This is a genomic window from Pontibacillus yanchengensis, from assembly GCF_009856295.1.
Classification (GTDB): Bacteria; Bacillota; Bacilli; order Bacillales; family BH030062; genus Pontibacillus; species Pontibacillus yanchengensis_A.
The window spans coordinates 771,648-797,581 of the sequence record NZ_WMEU01000001.1 but is presented as its reverse complement, the minus strand read 5'-3'; the positions used below and the strand labels follow the sequence as shown (position 1 = coordinate 797,581).

The following is a 25,934-nucleotide window of genomic DNA, read 5'->3' as shown; positions in this document are numbered from 1 at the left end:
ATTGAGTAGAAAATTGTGAAAAATGTAACAAGGTTTATGTAAAATCGTTTTACACCAAATCGAAGGGTGAGATTGGATAAGATGAGAAGGAGCAAACGTTCCATCCAACAACTCATACAAACGAACAAAGAAGAAATGTTGCTCAATAAGAAAGCTATTGAGGAAATAGAGGACAAAGTAGACAAAAAGTTGTTATCACGTAATAAAAGTAAAAAAGATGATAATTTATAAACAAACAAAAGAAAATCCTTATCACATGAAGTGATAAGGATTTTCTAATAACTTGTTGTTTATAAGGACTGGTTGCTTGGACGAACAACAACCTCGTTAACATCAACATGAACTGGTTGATCAATTGCATAGCCAACTGCTTCTGCAATATCCTGACTTTGTAATGGTTGCATGTCATTAGAATTGTTCTTGAATGCATTAAGAATATCTTCGTCCGTGATGGTTTCTGTTAATTCTGTAGCGACCATACCTGGAGAGATGATTGTTGTGCGAATATTTGTGTTAGCTAATTCCCCACGCAACCCTTCAGAAATACCGTGAACGGCCATTTTCGTACCACTATAAACGGCGCTTCCAGGCATGATTTTGTGAGCTGCAACAGAAGAGGTATTGATGATATGACCTTTGTTCTTCTCTTCCATGTAAGGAAGCACAGCATAAATGCCATGGAGAACACCTTTTATGTTTACATCTACCATCTTGTTCCATTCATCTAGCTTCCGTTTATTCATGAAGGAAAGAGGCATGAGACCAGCATTATTTACTAGAATGTCAACAGATCCAAATGTGTCGTTTGTTTCTTTTGCTAGAGCTTCCATTTCTTCTGCAGAAGTTACATCTGTTGCTTTATATTCAGCGGTACCGCCCATATCTTCAATTTCTTGTTTTAATTCTTTTAATCTTTCATCACGACGAGCAGCTAGCATGACTTTTATATTCTTCTTAGCCAATTCTTTTGCTGTGGCTGCTCCAATACCACTACTCGCACCGGTAATGATTGCTGTGTTTAGTTCCATGAATCTCACTCCTTTAGTTGGATTGAAGTAGTTTTGTTTCTTACATTTCTATGTGTACCCTATGTGTATAAAGACAAACTATCTGATGTGCTATTGTTGCGTTGTTTGTATTACAATTTTTTATTTAGGAATGAGAGGAATGGTTCTGTTACCTTCATTAGAATGAATTTTTAATTCACCTAATCTTAACTCTTCTTAAGTATTTGCCACTCTTTCTTCAATAATAATCTTTTAGCCATGTCTTCTACATTATGGAAGGAAAAGAAGGAAAATGGACTTTTTTATGTAAATACAATATAGGGAGGTGGAATCTAAATGAAGTACGATTTATATATCCGTTATTCTAATGTACAGAATGATTTTGAGAAAGTAAGAGATAGCAAAGATCGAAGTTTTATAATGGCTACGGACTTTTCAATGAAAATGGATGATTTAATAGATGGTATTGACTTCTTAATGAAACAATTTCCTTTTATTGTAGTATCTGAAGATGAGTTAGTAACATCAATGATGCAAGCAAGGGAACTACATCCATTCACTGATATTAAAGTTGAAATACCAATTGACACAGAAGCTATCTATTGTTTAAGTCTTTCTAACTTACATGAGTATGAAGTTGTTTATCTTAATGCATCTTCCTATCCCCAACAGTCTCCGTCTATAGATGAGAAAGTAGCTACCATACAAAAAGAAGTAAATACACATCATCGTGTACTTGTACTCATTCAGAAAGTTAAAGCATTTCTGAATCATTTTAATCCTTCCATACCTCGATTATACGAAGTGGAATTAGAAAATGGGGGAATAAGAGAGAGTGAATTATTGTTAGATCAACCCATAAATCTATCTTCTGATGTTAAGATAGCCATTATAGTACATGGGTTCTTATCAGCATCAGAACGGAACTTTGAAGCATTAAAAAAAGAAATTTTAGAACGGAACCATTATGATAAAGTAATTGGTTACTCCTACGCGACCACTCATGCCTCTATTGTTCAGCATGGTAAGAAACTTTATGAAGTACTGTGTGAAACCGATCTTCTTCAAGAAGGGCATCAGGTTGATATTTATGCTCATAGCTTAGGGGGGTTGTTGACAAGAAGTATGATAAATCATGAAGGAATTCGAGTCTGCTTTTGTATTCACAATGTTGTACTTGCTGGAGTTCCTAATTTAGGGACACCTCTTGCTCAATATGGCAATCAATTGTTTTCAGAAGAAGGATGGAATGTGGCTGAACTTTTATTTCATATAGTCCGAGACTTGATTCAATATGGAGAAGAAGCATTCCCCATTTATGAAGCGTTTTTAGGAGAAGCAGCTTTGCTTCAAAGTAGTTCACCTGTATTAGCGGATATGTCACCTCATTCGCTATTTATTAGGCATCTGAATCAAACAACATTTCACATTACCGGTCAAGTGTTCCTAATAGGCTACTGCATCCCAGAAACAGGGGATGGAGATTCTTTTTTTATGAAAAGCTATCGCCACTTTTTACATAAATCGCAAATATTTCAGGATTCTAAGCATGATGGTGTCATTCCTTATAAAAGCTCAAGTTATAGATTTCTAGGGCAACCAAAACCAATCGTTATTTCCGAGGAAACTCCTGGCTGGCATACGTGGTACTTTAGTAAAAAGGAAAGGGTTACCCATATAGTTGACAAAGTCTTACATTCTCCTTAATGCGAGGCAATCTTTCTTTGGACAGACTGAAGATTTAAATGAAATTCTACCTCAAGGGAAGGGTCTACTGAATGAATCATGAACGAGCAACATTCGGTTTAATTCCTGTTATGGAAACATTCGTCCCTATAAGAATAAGTTACCTTATCAATAAATTCACTATCAACTGTACTAATAGTAGAAAAGTCGATAATCAAGTAGTTTGCTCTCATGTATGACATTCGCGATACCTTTATCTAATATATATCGAAATTCAACTTCATCTATAATAGGTTGATGGGGAAGCTAAGCTACTCCTTCTGATTAATGGAATGACATTAACGGCCATATCTTCCATTCTATTAATCAACCTCAGTTGCTTCTCATAAAGTTGGGTTACACCAGTAAATTCAACCATTGCTTCGATAACATCGTCTTCATCTTTTAAGAGGTGTGTTTGAACGGAAAGATATAAATCATAATCATCCCACTTATAACGCATTACATCAATTTTAAATTCTTTTCCTGTTTCAATCGTTCTCTCTATATTTCTAACTTCAGATGGAGCTTCTGGGAAGAGGTCATATACATTGCTTCCTAATGTGTCTTCTTTATTAATTTGTAGTTATTGTGTTCCTACATCATTAATGGACGCCACAAGGTAATGTGTATCAATTGTTAAGACTCCGATACTTAGCCCATTTATGATTTTTTCACTTAGTTGTGTCACTTTATCTCCCCCCTCATTATAGAATTCTATAGGATTCAATTATTTATCCTCTTGGAGCATATATGTATAATTCTCTAATTCATAAAAGTATCCTTTATTTTATAACAAATTAAATAGGTAGGGGGGGTTACCATATAGTTTCTTTATTGGTTATGTTTAACATTTTAGCTGGGAGGAAATTATATTAAAAGAATAGTTAAAGGGAGGCTATCGTAATGAGCGAACAAAATAATTTAAGTAAAATGGAACAAAAAGCGGCAGATATGAGTCATGAAAAGAAAGAGGAGATTTTAGAGAATTTTAATCACTTTGCCAGCTACCTCGGAAATAAAGTGAGTATGGCTGAGAAAGTTGGAATGAGTGAAGAGGCGTTAGCACAAAGTGCGGAAAAAGTGGCTAATTATCTATCAAATAATGAAGAGCCAAAAAACCGTGAGGAAAAGTTATTGCAAGAGTTATGGGAAAATGGAACTGAGGATGAACAGCACGTTTTAGCGCATATGTTGGTTCGTATGGTTCAGGACTACAAATAAACTATCCCCCCTCTGAAAATATAGGAGGGGGATGCTATTAATCTAAGCTTGTTCTTTTACATTAACACCTAAAGGTTCTAAATTTGATAGATTGATAGATGATGTAGCAACACCAGTAACATGTCCCAATGAATCAACAAGTGGGGAGGCGAATACCAAGTAATTGGTCCACCCGTTAGATAAAGGGAACCTTATAATACATTGTCCACTTATTCCTGAATTAATCACTCGTTGTTTCAGTACTGTTAACTTATCAATGCCTTCATTATTGGCCAAATCTTTATCTTTTTTTCCTATTGTATCATTGTCTATAAAATCATCATGTGGATTAAAAACCCACGTATATTTCAATTCTAAATCACAATGAGCAATAACAATTGGGACGTTTTGTAGAGCAAGCTGAAAGGGGCTGCTTAGCTCTTCTGTGAAAAATACAGAGGGATCGAAGTTTAAGACTTTGGCAATATTAATGGCTACATATCTACTTGGGTTTCGATTTCCTGTTTCAATTTGAGTATAGTAGGATCGATCGATAAAACATTGGTTTGCTACGTCTTTCTGTGTCATGTGCTTGGTTTCTCTTATGTCTTTTAACCATTGTCTCTCCAGTGCCCTCACCTACCATTTTTATGATTAGTGTAATATTACCTTGAAGAAAAATCAATCAAATTGCTATGGGAATATTTACTATAAATATATAGATTGATATACTATAATGTTTATCATTTTTCTTTTCCACTATTCTGTTTGTAACTCAGGATAAAATGTATATATGTTTGTAAATCCGTAGTATGAAAATCGAAATGAGGAAGATGGTTCTCGTCTCTTTCATGAGAAGTATGTTCTATGAAAGCTACTGTTGTATTGGGAATCTTTTCTTTTAATCTTTTTACGGTTTTTAATGTAGCGTGACAGGTTTGCCTTGTAGCTGTAAGGGCTACGTGAGAGATTTCCTGTTCTTTTATATATTGTATGAGTTCTTCCTTCGGGAGCGAAGATTGTAAATCTTGTGTCTCCATATTAAACACTCGAAATCCGGTTGATGACAATAAATCAGTAAGAATGTGAATTTTCATCATGACCTCATTGTTTCCAACTCCAATTACCAATACGGTTCCTTTGAAATTTAGCTGATCTTTAGAATACTCATAACGCTTGTAGTTCATGACCTTTAATAGTGTTGACATGCCAATGTGCAATTCTGCTTTATTTATTTGTTTTTCATCTTTAAGCCTATGAATTTCATGTAAAGCTGGCTCGAATATATTGGTGTAAATTTTTTCGATTCGGTAGCCATCTTCTAAAAGATTAAAATGATATAAAGCCTGAGATTCATCTTCATAAAGAATACTATTTAAAAAGTATTCCCACTCTATTTTCTTCTGTGAACGATCATCATCTTTCCATGCTACGAGGTGGCTAATATAAATGGATTTATCAACAGGTAACATGAATTCGGTTTCATCTTTAGTCTTTTTAATAATACATAAAGTGGGTAGTTCTTTTGGTACGTCCATGACATGGGCCAATTCACCCGTATTTAACCGAACAAGAGATTTCTTAGGGTACACCTTAAGTGTGTTAATGAAATGGTATAACATTACTTCATCGTAATTCTGCCTTTCATTTAACATAATCGCTAGTGCTTTAGAAGCTGAAAATGCATTACGGTACGACCTATCTAGTGTGAGCGCAGAATACACATCAATGATCATCAACATCTGTAATTCTTTTGACATGGGAGTTTTCTCTCTGCTTAGTTGATCTGGATAACCTGTACCGTTTACTCTTTCATGATGGAAGCGAGCTAAGTCTACTATGAGTTGATTGTATTCATAGTCTTTCATTAGTTGTTCGCCTTTGATGGTATGGTTTTGAATGATTTCGTATTCATGGTGTGTGAGTTTTGTGCTTTTTTGAAGGATATGTAAGGATATTTTTACTTTTCCTATATCGTGTAGGATACAAGCTTTTGTGAATCGTTTTAACTCGGTGATTTGTACTTTTTTCCCTAATACATATCCTAATATAAATACATCAACTGAATGTGTGAAACTATATTCATCATAGCAGTAAAGCTTCATTAACAGTTGTTTCGTTGTTGGTTCTTGTAACAATTGAATAAATAAATCTCTGACTTCCTTAAGGGTATAATCAGACTTAAGTAATTCTCCATATCTTCTCTCATTTACAATTTTATTTAGTTCCTGATGAAAGATATGTTGTAAAAAGCTTACTTCCTCTGTATGAACTTGTTCATTATGTACCCTTTCCCGTGATAAATGTTCTCCCTCCGAAGACAGAGATCTTGATTCTTCATCTTCTTCTATAACTACTTCCCGAATATTCCAGTTTCGTAACTTTTCAATATGATGGGAGGTTAATATCGTTCCTTTTGGCAACACCAGTGTATGATTTTGATAGACTGGTTCCTCTAGTTTGTCGTAAGGTTTGATTTGATTAATCGGTAAAGAAACGGCCATATCTCCACTCCTGCTATATGGAATTTATATTCGTATATTATCCTAAAACAATTCTACTATAACCAGCAATTAATGTAGGTGAATGTGTCTAAATGACACATAGGAGAGTCAAAGAATGTTAAATATGATAAGTTTTGTTATGCTGTCTAATAATCATTAAGAATAGTAGGTGATTGCAATTACAAAGAACTAGGACTTTTGCGTCATGTGTAGGAGGGTTATATGGGAAAACAAGCTATGATTCAAAAGACACTACCGCTGCTCTTTATTGTATTGGGATATATATTAAGTAGTTTCCATGTCTCCCTGTTCCTAGGGGTAGACTTTTTATTCGGATCGATTGTTACAGTAATTGTGATTTGTGTATATGGGTGGAAATATGGTTTGTTAGCAGGATTTATCTCGAGTCTTTATACGATTATCCTATGGGGGCATCCATATGCGGTAATAATCTTCACAGTTGAAGCATTTTTTTTAGGATTCCTTTATGAGAAAAGGAATTACAAAAATATTGTCTTGCTTGATGGTGCCTATTGGCTTTTGATTGGAGCATGGGTCACTTTATGTTTGTATCATTTTGTGCTAGATATGAGTTGGATTGCAACTATTTTGGTGACGTTAAAGCTAATGTTAAATGGGGTTTTTAATACTTTATTGGCATCTATTTTAGTGGATATTACACCCTTCAAAAGGTGGGTAACGAGGAATAATTCTAAGATATTACTGGAAAATGTTCTGTTCTATTCTGTTCTTTCTTTATTTTTAATTCCTATTATTATATTGGTGACAAACCAAGGGCAAAGAGAATTTGAAAAAACAGAAGATGAAATTAAAGAAAATCTCAGTGAGGCTCGAAAAAATGTTAAAATTTCCTTGGAGACTTTCATAGATTATCATCTTAATCCCATCAAAGCATTAGCTTTAAATGATTCTGTTCAAAAACTTTCCCCAACAGAGCAGCTCCAACAAAACCTGAAACAAACGGTTGAATCTTTCCCTAATTTTCACAATGTTTATGTAGCTGATGAAAATAGTGAGGTTTTTGGGTTTTACCCCCCAAAAAATAAACAAGATGATTCTACTCTTTTATTAAACTTTTCGGATAGAGAATACTTTAAACAATTGAAAGAAACGAATGATATTGTGGTATCAGAAGTATTTGTAGGTAGAGGTGGCATAACTACGCCTACTGTAACAATTAACTACCCAATACATAATAAGGGGAGATTTCAAGGACATGTGACTGGGGCGTTAAATCTCGAATATGTAAATCGTTTGTTAAAAAACGAACAGCAAGATAAGCATTTCCAATTATCATTAATAGATAAAAATCAACACTTAATTGCGTCAACAAGCTCAGAAAGGAAAGTATTATCAAAGTTTAATGAACCAGCCAACGCAGTTGAACAAAAAGAGGAGGAAACAATCAGTCTATATAAACCTGACCAAGAAAATATGGCCGCAATGAACAGGTGGAAGCAATCATTTTACAGAAGCGAGGTAAAATTAGAAGCTGTACCGTGGACGATTATCGTTGATGCACCTGTTCGTTCCTATCAACAAGATTTATACAACGTCTATGTAAAGATTTTTCTTCTTTCCGTGATTATCACCTATATTATTATTATGTTTAGTTATCTATTGTCTCATAATCTATTTAAGCCAATTAGGTATTTAGGGGATATCGCAACGGAAGTTCAACGACGTATTGTAAATCGAAATAAGATTGAAGTGGGTTTTCCTGTCAGTCAATTTCAAGAATTGGATGTACTATCTCGGAATTTACAGAAAATGAGCGAAGAATTAGCTGCTTCTTTTAACCATGTTTATATAACACAGGAAAAGCTTAATTACATGGCATACCACGACAAATTGACCGGTCTAGCAAACCGTGATTTGTTAGCAGAGAGGCTGAAAAAAGAATTAGATCAGAATGTATTTGGAGCTATCTTATTTTTGGATTTGGATCGATTTAAATTGATTAATGATACATTTGGTCATGATAAAGGTGATGAGTTACTCATCCAAGTATCTAATCGCTTGAAACAAGTGTGCCCAGAGGATTCTCTTATTGGAAGACAGGGTGGGGATGAATTTATCATTCTACTATCCAAGGTTAATAAGGAACAGGCCTTTGACATTGCCAGTTCAATTGTAGACAAAATAAGTGATTTCTACATGATTAATAATCAACAACTTACGATAACAACCAGCTTAGGTGTTAGTGTGTACCCTGAGGATAGTCAAGATATCAATGAGTTGATAAAGTATGCTGATATTTCAATGTATAAAGCAAAAGAGTTAGGAAAAAATCGTGTAGAGGTTTTTGATTGTTCTTATCTTATGCAAAACCAACGAAGAGTCATTCTGGAGAAGGAACTAAGGTTTGCTCTAGAAAAACAAGAACTTTTTTTACACTATCAGCCTAAAATAAATATTCAAGAAAATAAGGTTGAGGGGGTAGAAGCATTAATTCGGTGGAGGCATGATGAGTTAGGTGAGGTTTCTCCAGGAGAATTTATTCCTATTGCGGAGGAAACTGGTCTTATTATCCCGATTGGTGAATGGGTGATAGAGGAGGCTTGTAAGTTACTAGCTAGTTGGAAGGGTACGAACCAAGAAACTAGGACTCTCTCTATAAATATATCCATTAAACAATTATTAAATGAACATGTACTAGAAAAATTACAAGAAAGCATTCATTCTTACCATATTACTCCATCCCAGTTAGAGGTGGAAGTTACAGAAAGTAAGGCATTAGAGCAAGCCGAACTTGTTATTAGTAAGTTAAAGATTATTCGTAATATGGGGATTCGAGTTTCATTAGATGATTTCGGAACTGGATATTCATCCCTTAGTTATTTAAAAGACTTACCAATTGATGTTTTAAAAATAGATCGTTCATTTATTAATGAGTTGCATACCCAATATGGTCGTTCTGTCGTTCAATCTATTATAGATGTGGCCCATAGTTTACAAATGAGCGTAGTAGCTGAGGGGATAGAAGAACATGAGCAACTGTACACCTTGATTAAGGGAGGCTGCGACAGTGTTCAAGGATTTCTTTTTGCCAAGCCAATGAGTATGGAGGCTTTCTTAGAATATGAAGCCAATCTCGAACAAGAGCTTGAGACGATAATAGAGCAAGCAAACCATTAATATAAGGAGCGAAGCGTTATTTGAAGGTGCGGAAAATTTAGTTCCGCATCTTTTTTTGTTATATAGCGCACTATAAAAAGTGTTAGCTTGTGCATTACATAATAAGTTATACAGGCCACGGCCAGGTCCAGCGACTAGCCTGTTTTCCTTGACCTACGTCCAGTAGGCCTGCATCGTGCAGGAACATAGACATGTACGCTGAGGATAGTTGCTAACCGGGTGCTTGTATTTTTCTAATATCTAATAATGATACTTAACTATCTTTTACTTAATCTAATAATGTTGTCTATACACCTTAATCAGTTATGAATAGAATAATAATACACTGATTGAAGGGAGGGGTATGCATGTCAAATGAAAGAGAAGAACGTCGTCAGATTGTGATTAAAGCTGACCGTGTTATTATTGAAGCTGACAACGTAGATGTTATTGAGGATGATCGTAGAAGAGATGACAGAAGAAGAGCAGATAGAAGAAGAGACAGAAGAAGAAATCCTTGGGGATTTCATCGATATGAAGATTAAATTAGAATTAAAAAAGGAACTTTCCTTTGTAGGAAGTTCCTTTTTTATATTATACAAAGAAATTAAAGTGTCGGATGGGGAATAAGTTATAGAGGCCACATCCAGTTTCAGTGTCCAGTGACGATCAAGCTTCTTGCTCCTTCTTACGAATAAATCAACATAGACTCGCTATCGCTCTTCGTGTTTCCTTTATCTCAAAACGATTCATAGGGAGTTCGATTAAAAACGCTGCGTCACGCAGCAACATTGAACCCACGTCATGTGGGCAGCAGTTTGTACATCGCTAACCGTGCGCTTGCGCTTTTGTTCCTTACCTTATTCTTTTGTAGCATAAGACCATCCATTCATCAATTGCAAAAGCTTCTATAGTTCCTTCATCTTCAATAATATGAAAGTATTCTTTAATTTCTTGAGGGGCGGACTGCATAAATGCACGTACTTTTTCCATTTGAAGCTCATTGTCCATCGTTCTCGTTAACCAATTTTCAAAAGGGAGTTTCTTTTTCCTTGTATGCTCTTTTTTTACGGCTAACTGACTATTTGCTAAAAAATTCTTCCATTCCGTTATTCGAAGCGCCCTATTATGACTAGGATCGCGCATTTTTTCAAAAGTATTATAAAAATAATCTAAATTATCTTCATTGGCAGCTATGTTATCAATCATAATAAAAAGGCCATTAGGTTTTAGAACCCTTGACGATTCTTGGATGAATCGTTCTGGGTTTGGAAAATGGTGAGGAGCAATGCGACATGTGACAAAATCGAAAGTTTGATCTAAGAAAGGTAAGTCTTCTGCATCTGCTTTAACATAATGTATGTTATCAATTGTTTGAAGTGTAGTTGCTGTGTTGCTAAGCATTTCTTTGGTGAGATCAGTCGCAAATACTTCCCGTACATATGGTGCCAATTGTTTAGCGACATGGCCACCACCTGTGGCGATATCTAGTACCGACCAATGTTTTTCAGGTTTAGCCCATTCCACCATTAATGGGAGGTCCTCCCCAGAAGAGTGGGTGGTGCTGGTAACGTATTTATCGGCATATTTTGAAAAGGTGCGCTGAACTTCCTGTTTTTTATCATCATTCACTTTCGTCAACCCCTTTCTTATGTCTCTCCCTTCATCTTATTCGATTAAAAGGAAGAAAGATAGTAAATAGGCCTATAGTATTGGAGAGTTAAAAACGTATGTATTGAAATATGAGGAGAGAAATGGTTACGTTAGAATTACATTTACCAAAAGGAGACTCTACATGAGTAATCGTAGACTAATGCCACCAACCTACTTTTTGATGTATTTACTTTTATCCAATGTTCTTCATTTCACAATTCCGGTTATGACCTTTATATCCTTTCCTTATAACCTATTAGGTATTGTTCTGATTATCATAGGTATCGGGATTAATGTATGGGCTGATCAATTGTTTAAAAAGTACGAAACTACAGTGAAACCATTTGAAAGATCCGAATCTTTAACGAAGGAAGGTCCGTTTGTTTTTTCTCGTAATCCAATGTATTTAGGGTTTCTATCTATGCTAGTAGGTGCATCTTTGCTATTGGGATCTTTGACATCATTAGTTGGCCCACTTCTATTTATTATTATAATCAACACGGTATTTATACGTTATGAGGAACAAGATTTAGAAAAAACGTTTGGTGAAGAATATATGAAGTACAAACAGCAAGTACGTCGATGGGTTTAGGCGTAAAATAGTAGTAAAGGGGAAATTCATTGACTATGGTAAATGGTTATTAAAGGGAAGAAGGAGTATGAGATGGAAGCTCAATCAGAATTAAAAGAAACTTTAAAATCGTTTCAAGCAGAAGGAAACAAAAAGATAAATGTGAATACGCTTATCGAACAAATGCTTTATCAGATCGGAAGCACAGATGCAGAGTTAAGAGATAATCTAATCTATAGAACTTTTGGTAAGTTAATTATGAAAGAAGCATTAACGATACAACAACTTGAATATATTATGAGCACTTGCTTACGTGAAGATTATTTGTTTTATCGTATAGGTGAAAAAGAAGGAGATGGAGTTTTTACTCGCTCCTTTTCTTCCCTGGTTATAGCCCTTCTTTTAGAAAAAGATAGGGAAACGCATTACTTGCCAAGACAGGTTGCAAATGATGCTATCCTTCAAGGTATTCATTATTTGTACCAAGAAAAAGACGTTAGAGGATATGTGGAACATAAAGGGTGGGCGCATAGTGTAGCTCATGGGGCAGACTTATTGGAGGCAGCTATTAGACACCCCCTATTTGAATTGGAATTAGCTGAGTCCTGTTTAGAGTCTGTTGAAGCATGTTTGTTTAAAGGTCAAGTGTATATTGATGATGAGGATGAACGTTTGCTTATTGCACTGGAAGCTTTAATAGAAAGGGGACTTGATGAAAAAGTATTAACACGTTGGATTTCTAAACTTTCTAATAGCCTCCAACAAGTTGAGGATCGAGAGGGGGTTACGTTAGCTTTTGTCCGTCAGAAGACGAATGTGATGAACTTCCTTAAGTCAATGTACTTTCGATTAATGTCTAAACATGTAAGCTCTCTCCCTATGGAGAAACTAAAAGAAATTGTTGAGCGTTGGCATACAAAAATGTATAGTTAAACGAGTATGTAAAAAGCCAGCACAAGTGTTGTGCTGCTTTTTTTATGGCTTGGTTAATATGACTGTAGATATTCCATAATAGCCCATTATCTTGAAGGCTTAGATTCGAAATGATCCGGTAAGAGAAATGTTTCCGTTGTATTATTTAGAGAAAAGATGGGCCTGGAAATAGCTCGCTTTTCTGCGGCCCTACACGATGTAGGGTTGTTCGACGTTGTCACACGATGTGACGGTTTTGGTCGAACTTCATCTGGATCGATTCGTCTCCTCGGGCCAAAATGTGGCCCGGTGGGGTCTCGACATCCGTTTTTCCGCGGGAGTTTCGCCATTTCCAGGCCTATCTTTGCATTCGTTTACTTTAACGGAAACATCGCCATTTGTTGTGGGTGTACACAAATTGATATACGTTCTTCGTTAGGCACATACATATCTTTTTGTGACAAAACACATTTTATTAAAAGATATCTTGGTGTTTTGCAAAGCATGAAATATATAGTCCCCCCACACCACCTTTTTCTAACTAAATTTACGGATACATCGCTCTTTCTGTGCGATCACCAAATTTATCTCAATTTCAAGTCTTCAAGGTTATGCCTCTTCTGTTGAATAACATTCCTTGCCTATTCTTATCTGTCATAGAAAAACAAAAACATAGTCTGACATACCTTGTTATTAACAGTCCTTATTTTCATAAATTTTACTCACTAGTAAATACTAAGAATGTAAAAAAATCTGAGATGAAAGTGAGGGGGCTAAGTTGATTAAACAATTAGGTATTATCATGGTTGGGTGTTTTCTTATTATTTCAAGTAACGCTGGTGTAGGTTACTCTATGCCAGACAAAATACCAAGCAACCTAGATTTTAGTGAAGTAACCTTTATGAACTCAGAGACGAAAAGGGACGTAGATATTGAGAAAGCATTTAGTGAAATCTATGATGTGAAGCCTGGAGATAATATAAGGTATTACTATAATCGAATTGACTTAAATGATGATCATAATCCAGAGACATTTGTGCTTCTTGTGGGTCCTTATGTATGTGGTACTGGAGGATGTAGTGCACTAATACTCCAAAAAGTAGACAAACAGTATAAAGTCATCTCCAAATTCTCTTTAGTAAGGAATCCAATTATTATACGAGATAAGATGACAAACGGTTGGAACAACATCCTCATGTATGTAGCTGGTGGCGGAGAAGAACCGAGTTATAGGGAGTTAATATTCGATGGGAAGACTTATCCTAGTAACCCATCAGTACAAACAAAGATAGAAAATGAGGAAATCTCAGGTGTAGGGATTATTAATGATGATTTAGCTAAATCAAAAGGTATTACCTATTAAATTTTCATAATAATATTTTAGTTTTTTGAGTCATACTACGTTGTATAGCATGATAGGAGGGACAACCTTATGGACACAAAGCGAGACACTAAACAAGAAAAAAATACAACGAAACCTACTGAAAATCAACAGAAAGAAACTGCCAATAGTAACCATAAAGATGAATCAGAGATAAATCGAGTTGTAAACGTGTACGACCCATTGTAAGGAAGAATAGTGAAATTGAAAAAAGCGCATTCCTAGTAATAGGTTGCGCTTTTTTAGCTGTTTTAAGAGCGAGGTACTATTATATAAAAAGTTTTTATTTGGAAGAAAGCCATCTCTAGTTCTGAAACTTATGATACCAAAGTACACCTGTTTTAATAACTCTTGGAAGAATCCCCTTTAAAGGGTAGTAAAAGGTTAGTCCGAATCCATCTTGTTTACCTAGGGAACCAAGTGTACCTTTTACGGTGATTTTAGATGGTTTTTTTGGGTCTTTACCTCTTAGAATTGCACTTAAAACATCGGCAATTTGTTTTCCTTGTTGTTCAGCTAGTTGCGCACTTGGAGGTAGTTCTAGGCTTGCGCAATCTCCCGTTACATAAATATTTTGATGTGCTGGGATTTGATGGTAGTCATTTAGAATTACTCTTCCAGCATTGTCTTTTTTTACATCCAGCTTGTCCACGACTTTGCTCGGTTTAATGCCTGCAGTCCAAATGGTGACATCACTGAGTAAACACGTCCCAGCATTACATAGAATATTCGGTTCCACGTAATCAACTTTTGAATTGTACACTAGTTCAACATCATGTTCTTTAAACCAATCAATTGCATGTCCTTGGATTGATTCAGGAAAAGCCTTTAAAATACTATCTCCTCGATCAAGAAGACGAATGTTAATGTCAGGGCGGCTTTCCCGTAGTTCAGAAGCCATTTCCACACCACTTAATCCTCCACCTACGATGGTAGCGGTTCCATAGTTCTTCATATTATTAACCGCTTCATATGTTTGGCGGGTTTTTTTTATGGTAGAAATTTTGTGCGTATACTCACTGGCTCCATCAATACCGTGGAAGTTATCTTCCGAGCCAAGGCCAATAATAAGGTAGTCATAATACACCTTCTCTGTATGACGTAAAAAAACAGATTGTTGTTCTACATTTAGATGAAGGATTTCGTCTGCTATGATTCGCATATTTTCATGCTTTGGAAAAGGAGAGCGGATATCCTTTTCGGCAATAGTACCTGCAGCTAGCGCGTAAAATTCTGTTTTCATAGAATGATACGGATTGCGATCAATTAATGTTATCGTTGTATCTCGATCAGTGTTAGAAAGAAGCTGTTGGGCAATTTTTACCCCCCCATATCCTCCGCCTAATATCACGATGCGGTTCATGTAAATCACCTCTTGTTATGTATATACATTCTTATTTTATCATGCATTTCGTTGTATGAAAGCGAAAACATTAAAAAGCTGGAAAGGATTTAAGGGAAGTTTACATGAAATTCATGTAAATTGAATGATTCTATTAGATGTAATAAAATGTTAAATTGAATGTTGAACATATACAAAAGGAGAATTTTTGTATGGCGGAAGAACGTTTGATTAAACAGTGGACTTATAACTATGTTTTTATTATATTCTATACGATTACCATTGTTTTGAATTTTCCTTTTCCACATAAGTACCCATTGGGAGAGCAGATTATTCTCAACATCTCCCTTGCAAGTCCACAAGGTGTTCAGTATTTTGGGATTATTACTTTAGTTATTTTTATTACTAGTCTTGTTATTTTAGCTGGAGATATTTTTGAGGAACGAAGTGACCGGTAAGGTAGGGAAGAAGAGTCACAACAGTAGTTTTTTTGAAATAAACAATCTATAATAGGTGAAGGTAGCATCAGCCTGAGGGCTGATGCTTTCTTACACTTTTAGGAAGTTTTATTATTTTAATTTAAAGGAATTAAGGAAGATTAGGATTCTGTTTGTTTTTCTTTTACTCAAGGAGAGTTAATCATGATTATTCTATCTTTTAGCATCTCAGCAATTGTCGTTATTATTGCCGCCATTTACTTAAACCAGTTTGGTGATGTGATTAGTAAAAAGACCTCATTAAGCGGTGCTGCGGTTGGAACTTTTCTCATTGCAGGTGCAACCTCGTTACCAGAAGTGACAACTAGTATTACAGCTGTATATATTGATAATGCTGATATTGCAGTTGGTAATATGCTTGGGAGTAATGTTTTCAACCTTCTAATCATTGCTGTAATGGATGTTATGTACCGCAAACAAAGGTTGTTCCAAGCTGTCAGTGCAAGGGCAAATATCCCAACGGCAACGATTGGTTTATTGTTTATGATTACGTTAATTGTTGCTTTAATTCGCCCTGGTACGATTGAATTGTTCAACATAGGAATCGAGATGTTTGTAATATTTGTTTTATATTTTACTTATGTTATGTTTACGAGTTCTAGTGGGGAGCAAGATGAAGATGTTCCAGAGAAAGATTATACCAAACAAAATGCGATTGTGGGTTTTATTATTGCCGCAGTAGTAGTATTCATTTCAGGTAGTGTGCTTTCTATATCAGGCGATCGTCTTGCACAAGTTACTGGTATGAATGCCAGCTTTGTAGGGAGTATCCTCATTGCAGCCGCTACTTCCTTACCAGAATTAGTAGCTGTTCTTGCGGCAATACGGTATTCCAACTATAGTATAGCGATTGGTTCTATTCTGGGGAGCAACCTATTTAATATTCAAATTCTAGCTTTAACAGATGTGTTTTATCGAAGAGAGCCCATTCTAAAAGCAGTAGCAACGAGTAACTTGTACACTGCTTGCTTGGGGATTTTTATGACGCTTGTAGTGATGTACAGTCTATTACGCACTAATAAAAAACAGCATACGTGGGTCTATACTGCACCATCCATCTTGATGGTGGTTGTATATATAGTAGTATCCTATATGTTGTTTTAGAAATAAATTAACTAGCACATAAAACAATAAGGACAGGTTGTTTTTACAAAAATAAGCAATTAATATACTATGAAATGTTTCAACCCTTCACAAAAAAGAAATAGGGAACCATGGAAGTCAAATGTTATGATACTGATTGATGCCCAATTCAAGATAGCAAAGGAGGATATTTCAATGCGGTATCTTGTGGTTTCAGATATACACGGAGAACTTCATAAATTAGAAGAAGTCCTTCAAGAAGCTTCTTTTGATCCTAGTGAAGACCAACTGATATTACTTGGTGATTATATTGATCGAGGTCCATACTCCAGGGATGTAGTGGCTAAGGTGAAGGAGCTTGTCGAAGAACATGGGGCTATTGCGATAAAGGGAAATCATGACGATCTTTTCATCCGATCTAAATATGATGGAGAAGCCATGAAATTATGGGAAATGAACGGCGCTTCTAGCACGTTAAAGTCCTATAATTCGGTGAGTGAAGAAATGAAGGAACATCGAGAATGGCTAGAAAACCATCTCCGTCTCTATTATGAGACCGATCAGTATATATTTGTTCATGCAGGCTTAGAACCTAATGTGCCCCTTGAGAGACAGGAAGAGGATACGATGCTATGGACGCGACATACCGAAACCGTAGGACTTGGAAAAACAGTAGTTCATGGACATACTCCCGTTCAACACATTGCTTATTATAAAGACCAAGTTGATATTGATACTGGAGCAGCCTATGGAGGGAAGTTAACGTTACTTGAGTTACCGACTCATAAGGTGTACACCGCCTCATAAAGAAAAGCAGCAGTGTTAATCATTGCTGCTTTTCTTTATTTATATAGCCTCAAAAACAACATACTCTCCTAAATAGGATGCTTTAACCCTATAACCAGCATCTAACCAGGCTCTTCCTTGGGTATGACTTCTGTCATTTGCCCACCAAGCGTGGTGTTGTTTAGATGAATGAGGGAGCTTTGCTTGAAGTAGGTTGGCTATTTCCTCGAACGTGAGGTATTCATAAGGTTGACCATAACCTTGTAGATAGTCATAGAGTGGGCCGTATTTCCCTTGTGTTTTGATAAATATTGTATCTAGACATCGAGGGTCTATTTGTGTAGCTGGACTAGGGCTAAGATTCCATTCTGGTTGAAACCGCTCAAACATAAAGTTTTTTATATGTTTTCGATTATTGGTTTTATGAAAAAACAGCTTAATCTCAGCACCTTGATAGAGCTTTTGTAATAGTCGAGCGTTGATTCTACACGTATTAGGTTGCCCCCCTATAAAACAATTTTCCGCTGAAATGCTACCGTATCCGTCGTTAAATTGGGTGTGTAGGTCTGTGCATTCTCCTACATAATACACGCGATCATTCACGAGTAATACATACACACCTTCTTCTTTTACATTTGGTATAGAAAATGCGCAAAAAGGACCTTCTCCAAATCCATGTAATACTCTATCTATTTCATTGTCATATTCCTCTTGTGGTATGTATTCCATAACACGGCCAGCTTTATTTGTTTCTGGCTGGATATCTGTTATGTATTCAAATAAAAGACGATCCAAATGAATGTTCAAGCAATCATCCCCTTTTGGAGTATTTTAGCATAAGCGTCCTTAAAGAGGGCAATAAAACACATATTATTAGGAACCCTCCACACACTATAAGTAAGGAGGCGATTCATATGGCAGATCGAATTATAGCTGTACGCAAAAACAACAATGGAAGCATTGTAGAAATGAAGCTTTCTTCAGGGCAAGTAGTGGATTACAAGCAAGCTCAACAAATGGCACGTGAGGGACAATTAGAACATGTAGACCTAACACGAGGGAAAGATGGAGAAGACCATTTAAGAAGTCAGCCAGACGGTGATCCAACCAACAACTTGGATAATATGCCCCACTTTTAAAAAGATCCCCCCTTGCAGTTCTAAGGCAGGGGGCTTTTAATTTATCTCCCGATTAAATCACTGCTTCACGCAGCAACATCGAACCAACCTACATCCTGTGGGAAGCAGTTTGTACGTCGCTAACAGGGCGCTTGCGCTTTTCTTTGATGTCTAGCTCCAGCGCCCAGCGACTAGCAAACTTCCTGCTCCTCCTTACGATAAGTCAATATCGAATCGCAACCGCTCTTCGTGTTTCCTTTATCTCCTACGGAGCCGTCCAGTTTGTACGTCGCTAGCAGGGCGCTTGCGCTTTTCTTTATTAATATGTATAATTTTCTGACTATTTGTATATACTCAAAGTAAGATAAGATTTCAACTAGATCTACATCATGAGAGGGGAGAACGATTTGCGCAACTTGTCCATTGCGTTGCTTATCGTGTTTGGCGTTTTAGTTGCTGGGACCATTTTATACGGACTACTCATGAAAAATTCGGACTCTGGTGATGAGAGCATAAAAACTCAATATCACCTAGGTGAAATGTCAGTTGTTAGCTGAAACCCACTAATGAAGTGCCATGGGTTTTACTATATTCATCCTCCTACTTACATCTGTCTCCTTCTGGGGACAGACTTTTTTTGATTTCAAGGAAAGATTATTCTAAGTCATCATCATTTGCATTACTTTTTGAAAAAGATTATGGATTTTCAACATTTTCGATCTTTAGAGGATTTAAATCAGTACAGCCTAACCTTGCATGATGTACCTATTGGAAAAACGAAAATTTTAGCAGAAAAAGTCGAAAATGTTTAATTTTTATCGAAAAATAAGTTACACTTAATTTGATATGAGTATGTAGTTCGCAAACCTTTGTTTGAGAGAATTACTATTATCGCGAAATACAATCCTACTGCATATATTAGTAAGATAATGCAAGTTTACTAGGTGGATATATACGTAATGTTAATTCTGTTATAAAAAATGCATAGAACCATTTCGTGTCTGGGTAGAATATGCTTTAATCTTTATAAAGGGATTTTGGGTGAGGAGGAAGAGTGATGGTCTCTTTTATTCAGTATTTGAGTGAACAGTTTGATTTGGAATTAATGGAGCTAGCCCAATGGGGCGATCCAGATGAACTTCAGCAACCAAAAGAGTTAGATCCACTTCAGGCTGTTGCCTTATATGAATTCATGAAAATGGACTGGAAGAAAGATGATTTAGAAATTTGGATGTGGATTCAGCAAAAATGGCATGATTATAACCACTATTTCATCCCATCTAGCTTTTCTATTATATATGGAAGTACGTATTTCAATTGTCTACAAAAAGGCACAGGCTTAGCAGTATGGATGGAACTGTTTGAAGAACTTGTATTACGGGTGCTCAAGCAGAAACTAAAATATGATGTACAATAAAAAGACCTGCTTCCCATAAGGAAACAGGTCTTTTCCATATTATTTAATCAACAAAATTCATGAGGTTTATTATATCACGACGGCAAAAAAGATATAGGTAAATGTAACCATTTTCGTAAAAGTGAACAAACATTGGAACGACTTAAATAGTTAGCTTCTGTAAGGGATACTTTTCCTTTATCATTGGGGTAGACATACATATTTTAAAGAAGTAGGGGATAGCTATGCCAACTTATAACAAACTGGTTAGAGATTTAATTCCAGATGTGATTCATCAGGAAGGAAAAGCATTTGAAACCAAAATTCTTTCAGATGAAGACTTTAATGTTGAACTAAAGAAGAAGCTTCAAGAAGAAGTGAATGAATATATGCAAGCTGATGGTGATGAAGCTTTGGATGAATTAGCTGATATGCTTGAAGTAATGAGTGTTTTAGCAGAGGAACATGGAGCTTCTATTCAGGAAGTGGAACAACGTCGTAATAAAAAGTCTGAGCAGCGAGGATCCTTTTACGATAAAGTGTATTTAGTTGAAGTGAATGATGAGGATTCACCCAAATAATTATAAGTATGGACAAAAGGTGAGATGAGGGTTTAAACCCTCATCTCACCTTTTATAAAAATTAAAGTAAGCATTACTACTGTCGCATGCATGTATAGCTCCCAGCGATAAACTTCCTGCCCTTTTTGCAATATCCTATGGGGGGATAGTTTGTACGTTGCTAACTGGTCGCTTATGCATTAGCCGTTTATTTCAATGCCAATTTTCCCAAACTGTTCAGACTCGTTCAATCGCTGCATGGCTTGAGTCGTTTCGCTAAGTGGATATACTTTGTCCATTACTGGTTTAATGTTGTACTTGTTTACTAGCTGCAACATTTCCTTGAATTCTTCGTGACTTCCCATTGTTGTACCTAACAGGTTGTACTGACCATAGAAGAACTTACGAATGTTAATTGTCACCTGATCTCCTGCAGAAGCACCAAAGGTTACAAGTGTTCCTCCTTTTCGTAGCTGGTCTAACGTTTTATTAAATGTAGCAGCTCCAACCGTCTCGATTGCAATATCGACTGTTTCATTTTGTAATGATCTTTCCCAATCTTTTTCGTTGCTATCTATGGCCAAATCAGCGCCGAGTTCTAATGCTTTATTACGCTTGTATTCGGAGCGAGATGTAACGATGACCCGCGCACCAATTGCTTTGGCAAATAATAATAAGTACGTAACAGCACCGCTACCTACGCCGGGCAGAAGAACTGTATCTCCTGATTGAACTTTAGCTCGAGTAAATAAAGCACGATAGGCAGTAAGACCAGCTAGCGGGAGAACACCTGCTTCTTCCCAAGTAAGGTGTTCTGGCTTCGGCTCCACATTATCAGCTGGGACCGTAATGTATTCTGCAAATGTGCCGTGGCCAGGAAGACCGATTAATTGGAAACCTGCAGGAGGTGCATCGCTCTTCTTGTGCCAGCCAAGGGCTGCATCAATCACCACTTCATCACCAACGCTAACTGTATTTACCCCTTCTCCTACTTCCTCAATAATACCTGCACCATCAGAGCCAATGATAAGAGCAGGGTCACTTTCTTTATGACGTTCTAGTACAAATAAATCTCGGTGATTCAAGCCTGCATAATTTAGTTTTACTTTCACTTCACCTGCGTTTGGTGATTTATCTTCCATTTCTTGATACTTCGTACCTTCTAATCCATTTATTCCTTCATGTACAAAAGCTTTCACAACAACAACTCCTTTTTGATCGTGTCTACTTGCATTGTAATGTTTTTGTTGTAGCTTGTCATTTTATAGGCTGGAGTACACATATTTTCCTTTGTATTTCGGAATAGTAAAGATAACATTATACGATTTTGAGGAGTTTTGTCATGCGAGTCTTTATAAACCTTTGTTTTGTGATAATCCTGTTATCAGCTTGTGGCATTAATGAAGATAGCTCTAAAGAAAAGCCTGTTGAATTTAATAAGATTACTTCTAATTTAACAGATGAAGAATACAAACCATCTGAAGAAGAGAAAAAACAGAGTGGAGATCATACAGCTACAAAACTAAAGAATAAAGCAATGCTTGAAGTTCCTTTGATTAAGCAAAATCCTGAATTGAAATATGGATGTGAAGTTACGAGTTTAACCATGGTTTTACATCATGCAGGCGTAGATGTGGATAAGATGGAATTAGCCAAAAAAATGCCTAAGGATGATGATCAAGTAAAAAAAACAAAGCAGGGAGATATCCTTGAATGGGGAGATCCTAATGAAGGATTTGTAGGAGATGTTACTGGTGAAAAGCCAGGCTATGCAATGTTTGATGAACCTATGGTGAAGCTAATGAAAGAATACTTACCAAACAAAACGATAAATCTAACCGGTAGCGATTTTGATCAGGTTTTAAAACAAGTAAGTAATGGGAAGCCTGTCATTGTGTGGACAACTGGGGATTATAAGCTTCCGGATCGTTGGGAGTCGTGGAGGCATCATGGTGAAAAAATCACTACGCCACTGGATTTACATGCTGTGGTGTTAGTGGGTTATGATCAAGAGAGCGTCTATATCAATGACCCGTTGTCTGGTAAGAAAGCTGCTAAAGTTGATAAAGGGATATTTTTGGAATCATGGAAAGCTTTAAAGAGGAGAGCTGTTTCCTATGAGTGATAAAGAAACCCTAGGAGCGTTTTCCTGATGTCTCAGATAGAATTAAGCAAAGACTCCAGCCAGGTTTTTTTTAAGATTCTGAGGAAGGTGCTAGAGCTAGACCTCTACCAAACTCATTAAATCTTCTCTAGAATGGGGATGTTTTAGATCGTTCCCTTTAGGTGTTTGCCATATTGTGCTTTTTGAGATAATCCTCTCTTAACAAGCTCATCATGACTAGATCCTTGTATTCAAAATCCAAGTAATACGCCTGTCGCTTCAGTCCTTCCTTTACGAAACCGAGTTTTTCATATACTGCAATAGCTCTTGTATTAGTAGAGAATACCTCTAGCTGGATTCGGTTTAGGTTCAGCTTTCCAAAAGCAAATTCAATGGCAAGCTCGCTGGCTTCTGTGCCAAAGCCTCCGCTAAAGTATTGACTCTTATGTATTGAAATTTGGAATTCAGCACAACGGTTCATTGCACTTTCCATTCCCAATAACGATACTTCTCCGATCATTTCATCCGTTTCTTGGAGACATATAAAGAATGCGTATGTATCCTGACGACTTGGTTGTTGTAGCGCATGTTCAACAGAAGAAAAAGATACGGGAGTTTGACGACCTCGAAGTCGTGTTGATTCCGATTCTTGATTTAATCCTTCATACAATAGTTCGGCATCCTCTACCGCAGGAATTTTTAAATAAACGTTATTTCCTTCGATATATTTAACTATACGTGAACTCATCAGAATCCTCCTAATTAAAATGTGAAATACATATACAGAAAAATGTAAATTAATATAATATCCACAGCATAATCCCAGTCCCTGCTTTTTTGTAATTCTTTTTCAATGATTTCAAGGTATTTAAGCATAGTAACTGGAAAGAAGAAATATGGGGATATTTCCACGTCATGCTTTAATTGAAGCATAATTAAATAGAATATTGTAACCTAAGTAACTAAGGATGTTGCTCGATACTTTTGTGATCTTCGCTAAAGGAATCGTCTCCCACATGAAAATCCTCCATATTTTGATTCATAGAAAATCATACTTGTTAATGACAATTCATTGAAAATATTTCCTTTAATCGATAGTATAATATTTCGGTTTGAATTATGAAACCAGAAAAAAGTTTCATATATTGTATTGATATAAAAAAATTTGCATTTTATAAAATGGACTCCGTTTTAATCATAGTAGTTAGTGGAACCTCTCTTAAAAAGGTTGTTTAAAGAAATAATTGACCAACTCCCTTTATATGCGATGGGTTAGTTAAGGGGAATTTATACTATTATATATAACGAAATAGAAATAAAAAACTCTCCCCCTCTCATAAAATTAGGTGGGAGTCTTTATATAAAAGGATCGGCTTATGAGGGGTTACTATTTTGAGTATTTTTTACTTATACGTAATGAATGGGGGGGGGATGGAGTACGTTTATATGAGTAAATGTAAAATTCACTCGTACGGACAGGGTGGTGAGCGAATGAGTAACGGTTTGAAAATAACCCTCGTTATCTTAAGTATTCTTGTCATCATAGCCATTATTGTATTTTTGATTGCATCTGTCATGTTCTTTACTGTTTAACGGGCATCGTGAAATAGAAATATCTTTTTACTTAGTGAAAATGGTACAATAATAGGTACGTCAATCAATAGAAAGAGGCACCTACATGAGTGATTTTCACCAATTTACGTTAAGCAAAAACTATATAGAAACATTACGAACAAATGGGATTACAACTCCCACTGAAATTCAAACGGAAGTAATACCGTTATTAACAGAAGGCAAAGATGTCATTGCTCAAGCACAAACGGGTTCTGGAAAAACATTAAGTTTTTTACTACCAATGTTAGAAAAAATAGATCCGAATGACCATACTATTCAAGCATTGATTGTAGCACCTACACGAGAATTAGCTTTACAGTTAACATCCGAGCTTGAACGTATGTCTGGTGATGTGAACATGCTTGCAGTATATGGTGGTAAGGACGTGCACCAGCAAGTGAAACGGTTGGATAAACACGTTCAAATCGTTATTGGAACACCAGGGAGATTATTAGATCACATTCGGCGAGAAACGATTGATTTATCCAACGTTTCCATGCTTGTCCTAGATGAAGCAGATCAGATGCTTCAGATAGGGTTTCTAGACGAGGTAGAAGATATTATTAAACGAACTCCTTCCTCAAGGCAAACGGCATTATTTTCAGCAACTATTCCATCCGATATTAATAAACTAGCCTATAAACATATGAAAAATCCTCAACAAGTTCGAATTCAGTCAAGAGGGCGGACGGTTGAAGAGATTGACCAATATGTGGTGGAGACCACAGATCGAAGAAAGCAAGATGCCTTACGAAAAGTCATCAAAGAAACACAGCCTTTCCTAGGTATTATCTTTTGTCGTACAAAAAGACGGGTAAGTAAATTATATGGAGAATTGAAAGCTCAAGGCTACCTTGTTGATGAACTACACGGAGATCTAACGCAAAAAAAGCGCGAAAAGGTCATGGAAAGTTTTCGTGATGCGAAAATCCAATTACTAATTGCAACAGACGTAGCCTCAAGAGGGTTAGATGTTGAAGGCGTAACCAATGTGTACAACTATGATATTCCTCAAGATGTAGAGAGCTATATTCATCGTATTGGACGAACAGGAAGAGCGGGGGAAGATGGAGTTGCTATAACCTTCATTGCTCCGAAGGATAAAAATATGCTCAGTATGATTGAAAAAGGAATTGGAAAGAAGCTTAAAAAGCAAGAAGTGTAAGAAGTAAATAGATAGAAAGACTACATTCAACTAATGTGATCTAATTTTCAACATGAACTATTTGCATCTCTAGGATGGGAAGGTATTTTTTCTTAATATTTCTTGATCAAGGAGATTACAATATAATAGAATTTCTGCTATGGTAATGACACTAGCATACCGTTCTTGAATAGGT

The 25,934-nt window shown here is 36.2% G+C and carries 26 protein-coding genes and 1 pseudogene; 18 read left to right on the top strand and 9 right to left on the bottom strand.

What is annotated here, in order from left to right; genetic code table 11:
- Positions 1-81: 81 nt before the first annotated feature.
- Positions 82-231, top strand: a complete 150-nt coding sequence (locus GLW08_RS03850; protein ID WP_160847242.1) for an FbpB family small basic protein — start codon at positions 82-84, stop codon at positions 229-231.
- A 59-nt stretch (positions 232-290) separates the two neighbouring features.
- On the opposite strand, the gene GLW08_RS03845 is transcribed toward GLW08_RS03850, so the two are convergent.
- A complete protein-coding gene (locus tag GLW08_RS03845) occupies positions 291-1,028 on the bottom strand; it encodes an SDR family oxidoreductase (protein WP_036823747.1) in 738 nt (245 codons plus the stop codon).
- 315 nt (positions 1,029-1,343) lie between these two features.
- Here GLW08_RS03845 and GLW08_RS03840 point away from each other — a divergent pair, with 315 nt between their 5' ends.
- Complete coding sequence (locus tag GLW08_RS03840) at positions 1,344-2,714, top strand: esterase/lipase family protein (RefSeq protein WP_160847241.1); 1,371 nt, start codon at positions 1,344-1,346, stop codon at positions 2,712-2,714.
- A 259-nt stretch (positions 2,715-2,973) separates the two neighbouring features.
- Here the strand turns inward: GLW08_RS03840 and GLW08_RS03835 are convergent, their stop codons facing one another.
- Positions 2,974-3,195, bottom strand: a complete 222-nt coding sequence (locus tag GLW08_RS03835; protein WP_160847240.1) for a hypothetical protein — start codon at positions 3,193-3,195, stop codon at positions 2,974-2,976.
- 443 nt (positions 3,196-3,638) lie between these two features.
- Here GLW08_RS03835 and GLW08_RS03830 point away from each other — a divergent pair, with 443 nt between their 5' ends.
- Entirely contained in the window at positions 3,639-3,956 is a 318-nt protein-coding gene (locus GLW08_RS03830; protein WP_160847239.1) for a DUF3243 domain-containing protein, read from the top strand.
- A gap of 42 nt (positions 3,957-3,998) precedes the next feature.
- Here the strand turns inward: GLW08_RS03830 and GLW08_RS03825 are convergent, their stop codons facing one another.
- Positions 3,999-4,574, bottom strand: a complete 576-nt coding sequence (locus GLW08_RS03825; protein ID WP_337193893.1) for a helix-turn-helix transcriptional regulator — start codon at positions 4,572-4,574, stop codon at positions 3,999-4,001.
- Positions 4,575-4,678: 104 nt separating this feature from the next.
- Positions 4,679-6,439, bottom strand: coding sequence for an HD domain-containing phosphohydrolase (locus tag GLW08_RS03820; protein ID WP_160847237.1), 1,761 nt, complete (start codon positions 6,437-6,439; stop codon positions 4,679-4,681).
- A gap of 222 nt (positions 6,440-6,661) precedes the next feature.
- On the opposite strand from GLW08_RS03820, the gene GLW08_RS03815 reads away from it, so the two are divergent.
- Together GLW08_RS03815 and GLW08_RS03810 are read left to right on the top strand one after the other, a co-directional pair.
- Complete coding sequence (locus GLW08_RS03815; protein ID WP_160847236.1) at positions 6,662-9,598, top strand: EAL domain-containing protein; 2,937 nt, start codon at positions 6,662-6,664, stop codon at positions 9,596-9,598.
- Positions 9,599-9,945: 347 nt separating this feature from the next.
- Positions 9,946-10,122 carry a hypothetical protein gene (locus GLW08_RS03810; RefSeq protein WP_160847235.1) on the top strand — a complete coding sequence of 59 codons (177 nt, stop codon included), beginning with the start codon at positions 9,946-9,948 and terminating at the stop codon, positions 10,120-10,122.
- Positions 10,123-10,432: 310 nt separating this feature from the next.
- Here GLW08_RS03810 and GLW08_RS03805 read toward each other — a convergent pair whose 3' ends face one another.
- A complete protein-coding gene (locus tag GLW08_RS03805; protein WP_160847234.1) occupies positions 10,433-11,209 on the bottom strand; it encodes a methyltransferase domain-containing protein in 777 nt (258 codons plus the stop codon).
- A 163-nt stretch (positions 11,210-11,372) separates the two neighbouring features.
- Between GLW08_RS03805 and GLW08_RS03800 the strand changes: the two genes are divergently transcribed.
- The 4 genes from GLW08_RS03800 (at position 11,373) to GLW08_RS03785 (ending at position 14,283) form a co-directional block, all read left to right on the top strand.
- The gene (locus GLW08_RS03800) at positions 11,373-11,822 is read left to right on the top strand and encodes a methyltransferase family protein (RefSeq protein WP_160847233.1); all 450 of its coding nucleotides are present in this window, start codon (positions 11,373-11,375) and stop codon (positions 11,820-11,822) included.
- Between the two features lie 72 nt (positions 11,823-11,894).
- Positions 11,895-12,734 (top strand): DUF2785 domain-containing protein, encoded by an 840-nt coding sequence (locus GLW08_RS03795; RefSeq protein WP_160847232.1) that lies wholly within the window; start codon positions 11,895-11,897, stop codon positions 12,732-12,734.
- Between the two features lie 757 nt (positions 12,735-13,491).
- Positions 13,492-14,076, top strand: coding sequence for a hypothetical protein (locus GLW08_RS03790; protein ID WP_160847231.1), 585 nt, complete (start codon positions 13,492-13,494; stop codon positions 14,074-14,076).
- 69 nt (positions 14,077-14,145) lie between these two features.
- Entirely contained in the window at positions 14,146-14,283 is a 138-nt protein-coding gene (locus tag GLW08_RS03785; RefSeq protein ID WP_160847230.1) for a hypothetical protein, read from the top strand.
- A 115-nt stretch (positions 14,284-14,398) separates the two neighbouring features.
- Here GLW08_RS03785 and GLW08_RS03780 read toward each other — a convergent pair whose 3' ends face one another.
- Positions 14,399-15,457: an NAD(P)/FAD-dependent oxidoreductase gene (locus GLW08_RS03780; protein ID WP_160847229.1), complete on the bottom strand. Its 1,059-nt coding sequence runs from the start codon at positions 15,455-15,457 to the stop codon at positions 14,399-14,401.
- A 191-nt stretch (positions 15,458-15,648) separates the two neighbouring features.
- On the opposite strand from GLW08_RS03780, the gene GLW08_RS03775 reads away from it, so the two are divergent.
- The 3 genes from GLW08_RS03775 (at position 15,649) to GLW08_RS03765 (ending at position 17,823) form a co-directional block, all read left to right on the top strand.
- Entirely contained in the window at positions 15,649-15,894 is a 246-nt protein-coding gene (locus tag GLW08_RS03775; RefSeq protein ID WP_160847228.1) for a hypothetical protein, read from the top strand.
- Positions 15,895-16,077: 183 nt separating this feature from the next.
- A complete protein-coding gene (locus tag GLW08_RS03770) occupies positions 16,078-17,037 on the top strand; it encodes a sodium:calcium antiporter (RefSeq protein WP_160847227.1) in 960 nt (319 codons plus the stop codon).
- A 174-nt stretch (positions 17,038-17,211) separates the two neighbouring features.
- A complete protein-coding gene (locus tag GLW08_RS03765) occupies positions 17,212-17,823 on the top strand; it encodes a metallophosphoesterase family protein (RefSeq protein WP_160847226.1) in 612 nt (203 codons plus the stop codon).
- A 39-nt stretch (positions 17,824-17,862) separates the two neighbouring features.
- Here GLW08_RS03765 and GLW08_RS03760 read toward each other — a convergent pair whose 3' ends face one another.
- The gene (locus GLW08_RS03760) at positions 17,863-18,609 is read right to left on the bottom strand and encodes a DUF7662 domain-containing protein (protein WP_160847225.1); all 747 of its coding nucleotides are present in this window, start codon (positions 18,607-18,609) and stop codon (positions 17,863-17,865) included.
- Between the two features lie 107 nt (positions 18,610-18,716).
- Here GLW08_RS03760 and GLW08_RS03755 point away from each other — a divergent pair, with 107 nt between their 5' ends.
- The 3 genes from GLW08_RS03755 to GLW08_RS03745 all read left to right on the top strand — a co-directional run bounded on the left by GLW08_RS03755 (position 18,717) and on the right by GLW08_RS03745 (position 20,897).
- Positions 18,717-18,941, top strand: a complete 225-nt coding sequence (locus GLW08_RS03755) for a DUF3892 domain-containing protein (protein WP_160847224.1) — start codon at positions 18,717-18,719, stop codon at positions 18,939-18,941.
- Between the two features lie 1,036 nt (positions 18,942-19,977).
- The gene (locus GLW08_RS03750; protein WP_036823303.1) at positions 19,978-20,337 is read left to right on the top strand and encodes a hypothetical protein; all 360 of its coding nucleotides are present in this window, start codon (positions 19,978-19,980) and stop codon (positions 20,335-20,337) included.
- 224 nt (positions 20,338-20,561) lie between these two features.
- Complete coding sequence (locus tag GLW08_RS03745) at positions 20,562-20,897, top strand: nucleoside triphosphate pyrophosphohydrolase (protein ID WP_160847223.1); 336 nt, start codon at positions 20,562-20,564, stop codon at positions 20,895-20,897.
- 179 nt (positions 20,898-21,076) lie between these two features.
- Here GLW08_RS03745 and GLW08_RS03740 read toward each other — a convergent pair whose 3' ends face one another.
- On the bottom strand, positions 21,077-22,075 hold the full coding sequence (locus tag GLW08_RS03740) for a zinc-binding dehydrogenase (RefSeq protein ID WP_160847222.1): 999 nt from the start codon (positions 22,073-22,075) through the stop codon (positions 21,077-21,079).
- Between the two features lie 143 nt (positions 22,076-22,218).
- Between GLW08_RS03740 and GLW08_RS03735 the strand changes: the two genes are divergently transcribed.
- Entirely contained in the window at positions 22,219-23,001 is a 783-nt protein-coding gene (locus GLW08_RS03735; protein ID WP_160847221.1) for a C39 family peptidase, read from the top strand.
- Between the two features lie 157 nt (positions 23,002-23,158).
- On the opposite strand, the gene GLW08_RS03730 is transcribed toward GLW08_RS03735, so the two are convergent.
- Positions 23,159-23,728, bottom strand: a complete 570-nt coding sequence (locus GLW08_RS03730; RefSeq protein ID WP_160847220.1) for a GNAT family N-acetyltransferase — start codon at positions 23,726-23,728, stop codon at positions 23,159-23,161.
- Positions 23,729-24,426: 698 nt separating this feature from the next.
- Between GLW08_RS03730 and GLW08_RS03725 the strand changes: the two genes are divergently transcribed.
- Positions 24,427-24,573, top strand: coding sequence for a hypothetical protein (locus GLW08_RS03725; protein ID WP_160847219.1), 147 nt, complete (start codon positions 24,427-24,429; stop codon positions 24,571-24,573).
- 85 nt (positions 24,574-24,658) lie between these two features.
- Positions 24,659-25,750, top strand: a pseudogene (locus GLW08_RS03720) (DEAD/DEAH box helicase); the annotation flags it as partial.
- Positions 25,751-25,934: the final 184 nt, after the last annotated feature.

What these genes read in the sequence shown, in the direction of transcription:
- GLW08_RS03850 (WP_160847242.1), top strand. Translation starts at nt 82, where the DNA reads ATGAGAAGGAGCAAACGTTCCATCCAACAACTCATACAAACGAACAAA.
- GLW08_RS03845 (WP_036823747.1), bottom strand. Translation starts at nt 1,028, where the DNA reads ATGGAACTAAACACAGCAATCATTACCGGTGCGAGTAGTGGTATTGGA.
- GLW08_RS03840 (WP_160847241.1), top strand. Translation starts at nt 1,344, where the DNA reads ATGAAGTACGATTTATATATCCGTTATTCTAATGTACAGAATGATTTT.
- GLW08_RS03835 (WP_160847240.1), bottom strand. Translation starts at nt 3,195, where the DNA reads ATGCGTTATAAGTGGGATGATTATGATTTATATCTTTCCGTTCAAACA.
- GLW08_RS03830 (WP_160847239.1), top strand. Translation starts at nt 3,639, where the DNA reads ATGAGCGAACAAAATAATTTAAGTAAAATGGAACAAAAAGCGGCAGAT.
- GLW08_RS03820 (WP_160847237.1), bottom strand. Translation starts at nt 6,439, where the DNA reads ATGGCCGTTTCTTTACCGATTAATCAAATCAAACCTTACGACAAACTA.
- GLW08_RS03815 (WP_160847236.1), top strand. Translation starts at nt 6,662, where the DNA reads ATGGGAAAACAAGCTATGATTCAAAAGACACTACCGCTGCTCTTTATT.
- GLW08_RS03810 (WP_160847235.1), top strand. Translation starts at nt 9,946, where the DNA reads ATGTCAAATGAAAGAGAAGAACGTCGTCAGATTGTGATTAAAGCTGAC.
- GLW08_RS03800 (WP_160847233.1), top strand. Translation starts at nt 11,373, where the DNA reads ATGAGTAATCGTAGACTAATGCCACCAACCTACTTTTTGATGTATTTA.
- GLW08_RS03795 (WP_160847232.1), top strand. Translation starts at nt 11,895, where the DNA reads ATGGAAGCTCAATCAGAATTAAAAGAAACTTTAAAATCGTTTCAAGCA.
- GLW08_RS03785 (WP_160847230.1), top strand. Translation starts at nt 14,146, where the DNA reads ATGGACACAAAGCGAGACACTAAACAAGAAAAAAATACAACGAAACCT.
- GLW08_RS03780 (WP_160847229.1), bottom strand. Translation starts at nt 15,457, where the DNA reads ATGAACCGCATCGTGATATTAGGCGGAGGATATGGGGGGGTAAAAATT.
- GLW08_RS03775 (WP_160847228.1), top strand. Translation starts at nt 15,649, where the DNA reads ATGGCGGAAGAACGTTTGATTAAACAGTGGACTTATAACTATGTTTTT.
- GLW08_RS03770 (WP_160847227.1), top strand. Translation starts at nt 16,078, where the DNA reads ATGATTATTCTATCTTTTAGCATCTCAGCAATTGTCGTTATTATTGCC.
- GLW08_RS03765 (WP_160847226.1), top strand. Translation starts at nt 17,212, where the DNA reads ATGCGGTATCTTGTGGTTTCAGATATACACGGAGAACTTCATAAATTA.
- GLW08_RS03755 (WP_160847224.1), top strand. Translation starts at nt 18,717, where the DNA reads ATGGCAGATCGAATTATAGCTGTACGCAAAAACAACAATGGAAGCATT.
- GLW08_RS03750 (WP_036823303.1), top strand. Translation starts at nt 19,978, where the DNA reads ATGGTCTCTTTTATTCAGTATTTGAGTGAACAGTTTGATTTGGAATTA.
- GLW08_RS03745 (WP_160847223.1), top strand. Translation starts at nt 20,562, where the DNA reads ATGCCAACTTATAACAAACTGGTTAGAGATTTAATTCCAGATGTGATT.
- GLW08_RS03735 (WP_160847221.1), top strand. Translation starts at nt 22,219, where the DNA reads ATGCGAGTCTTTATAAACCTTTGTTTTGTGATAATCCTGTTATCAGCT.
- GLW08_RS03730 (WP_160847220.1), bottom strand. Translation starts at nt 23,728, where the DNA reads ATGAGTTCACGTATAGTTAAATATATCGAAGGAAATAACGTTTATTTA.
- GLW08_RS03725 (WP_160847219.1), top strand. Translation starts at nt 24,427, where the DNA reads ATGAGTAAATGTAAAATTCACTCGTACGGACAGGGTGGTGAGCGAATG.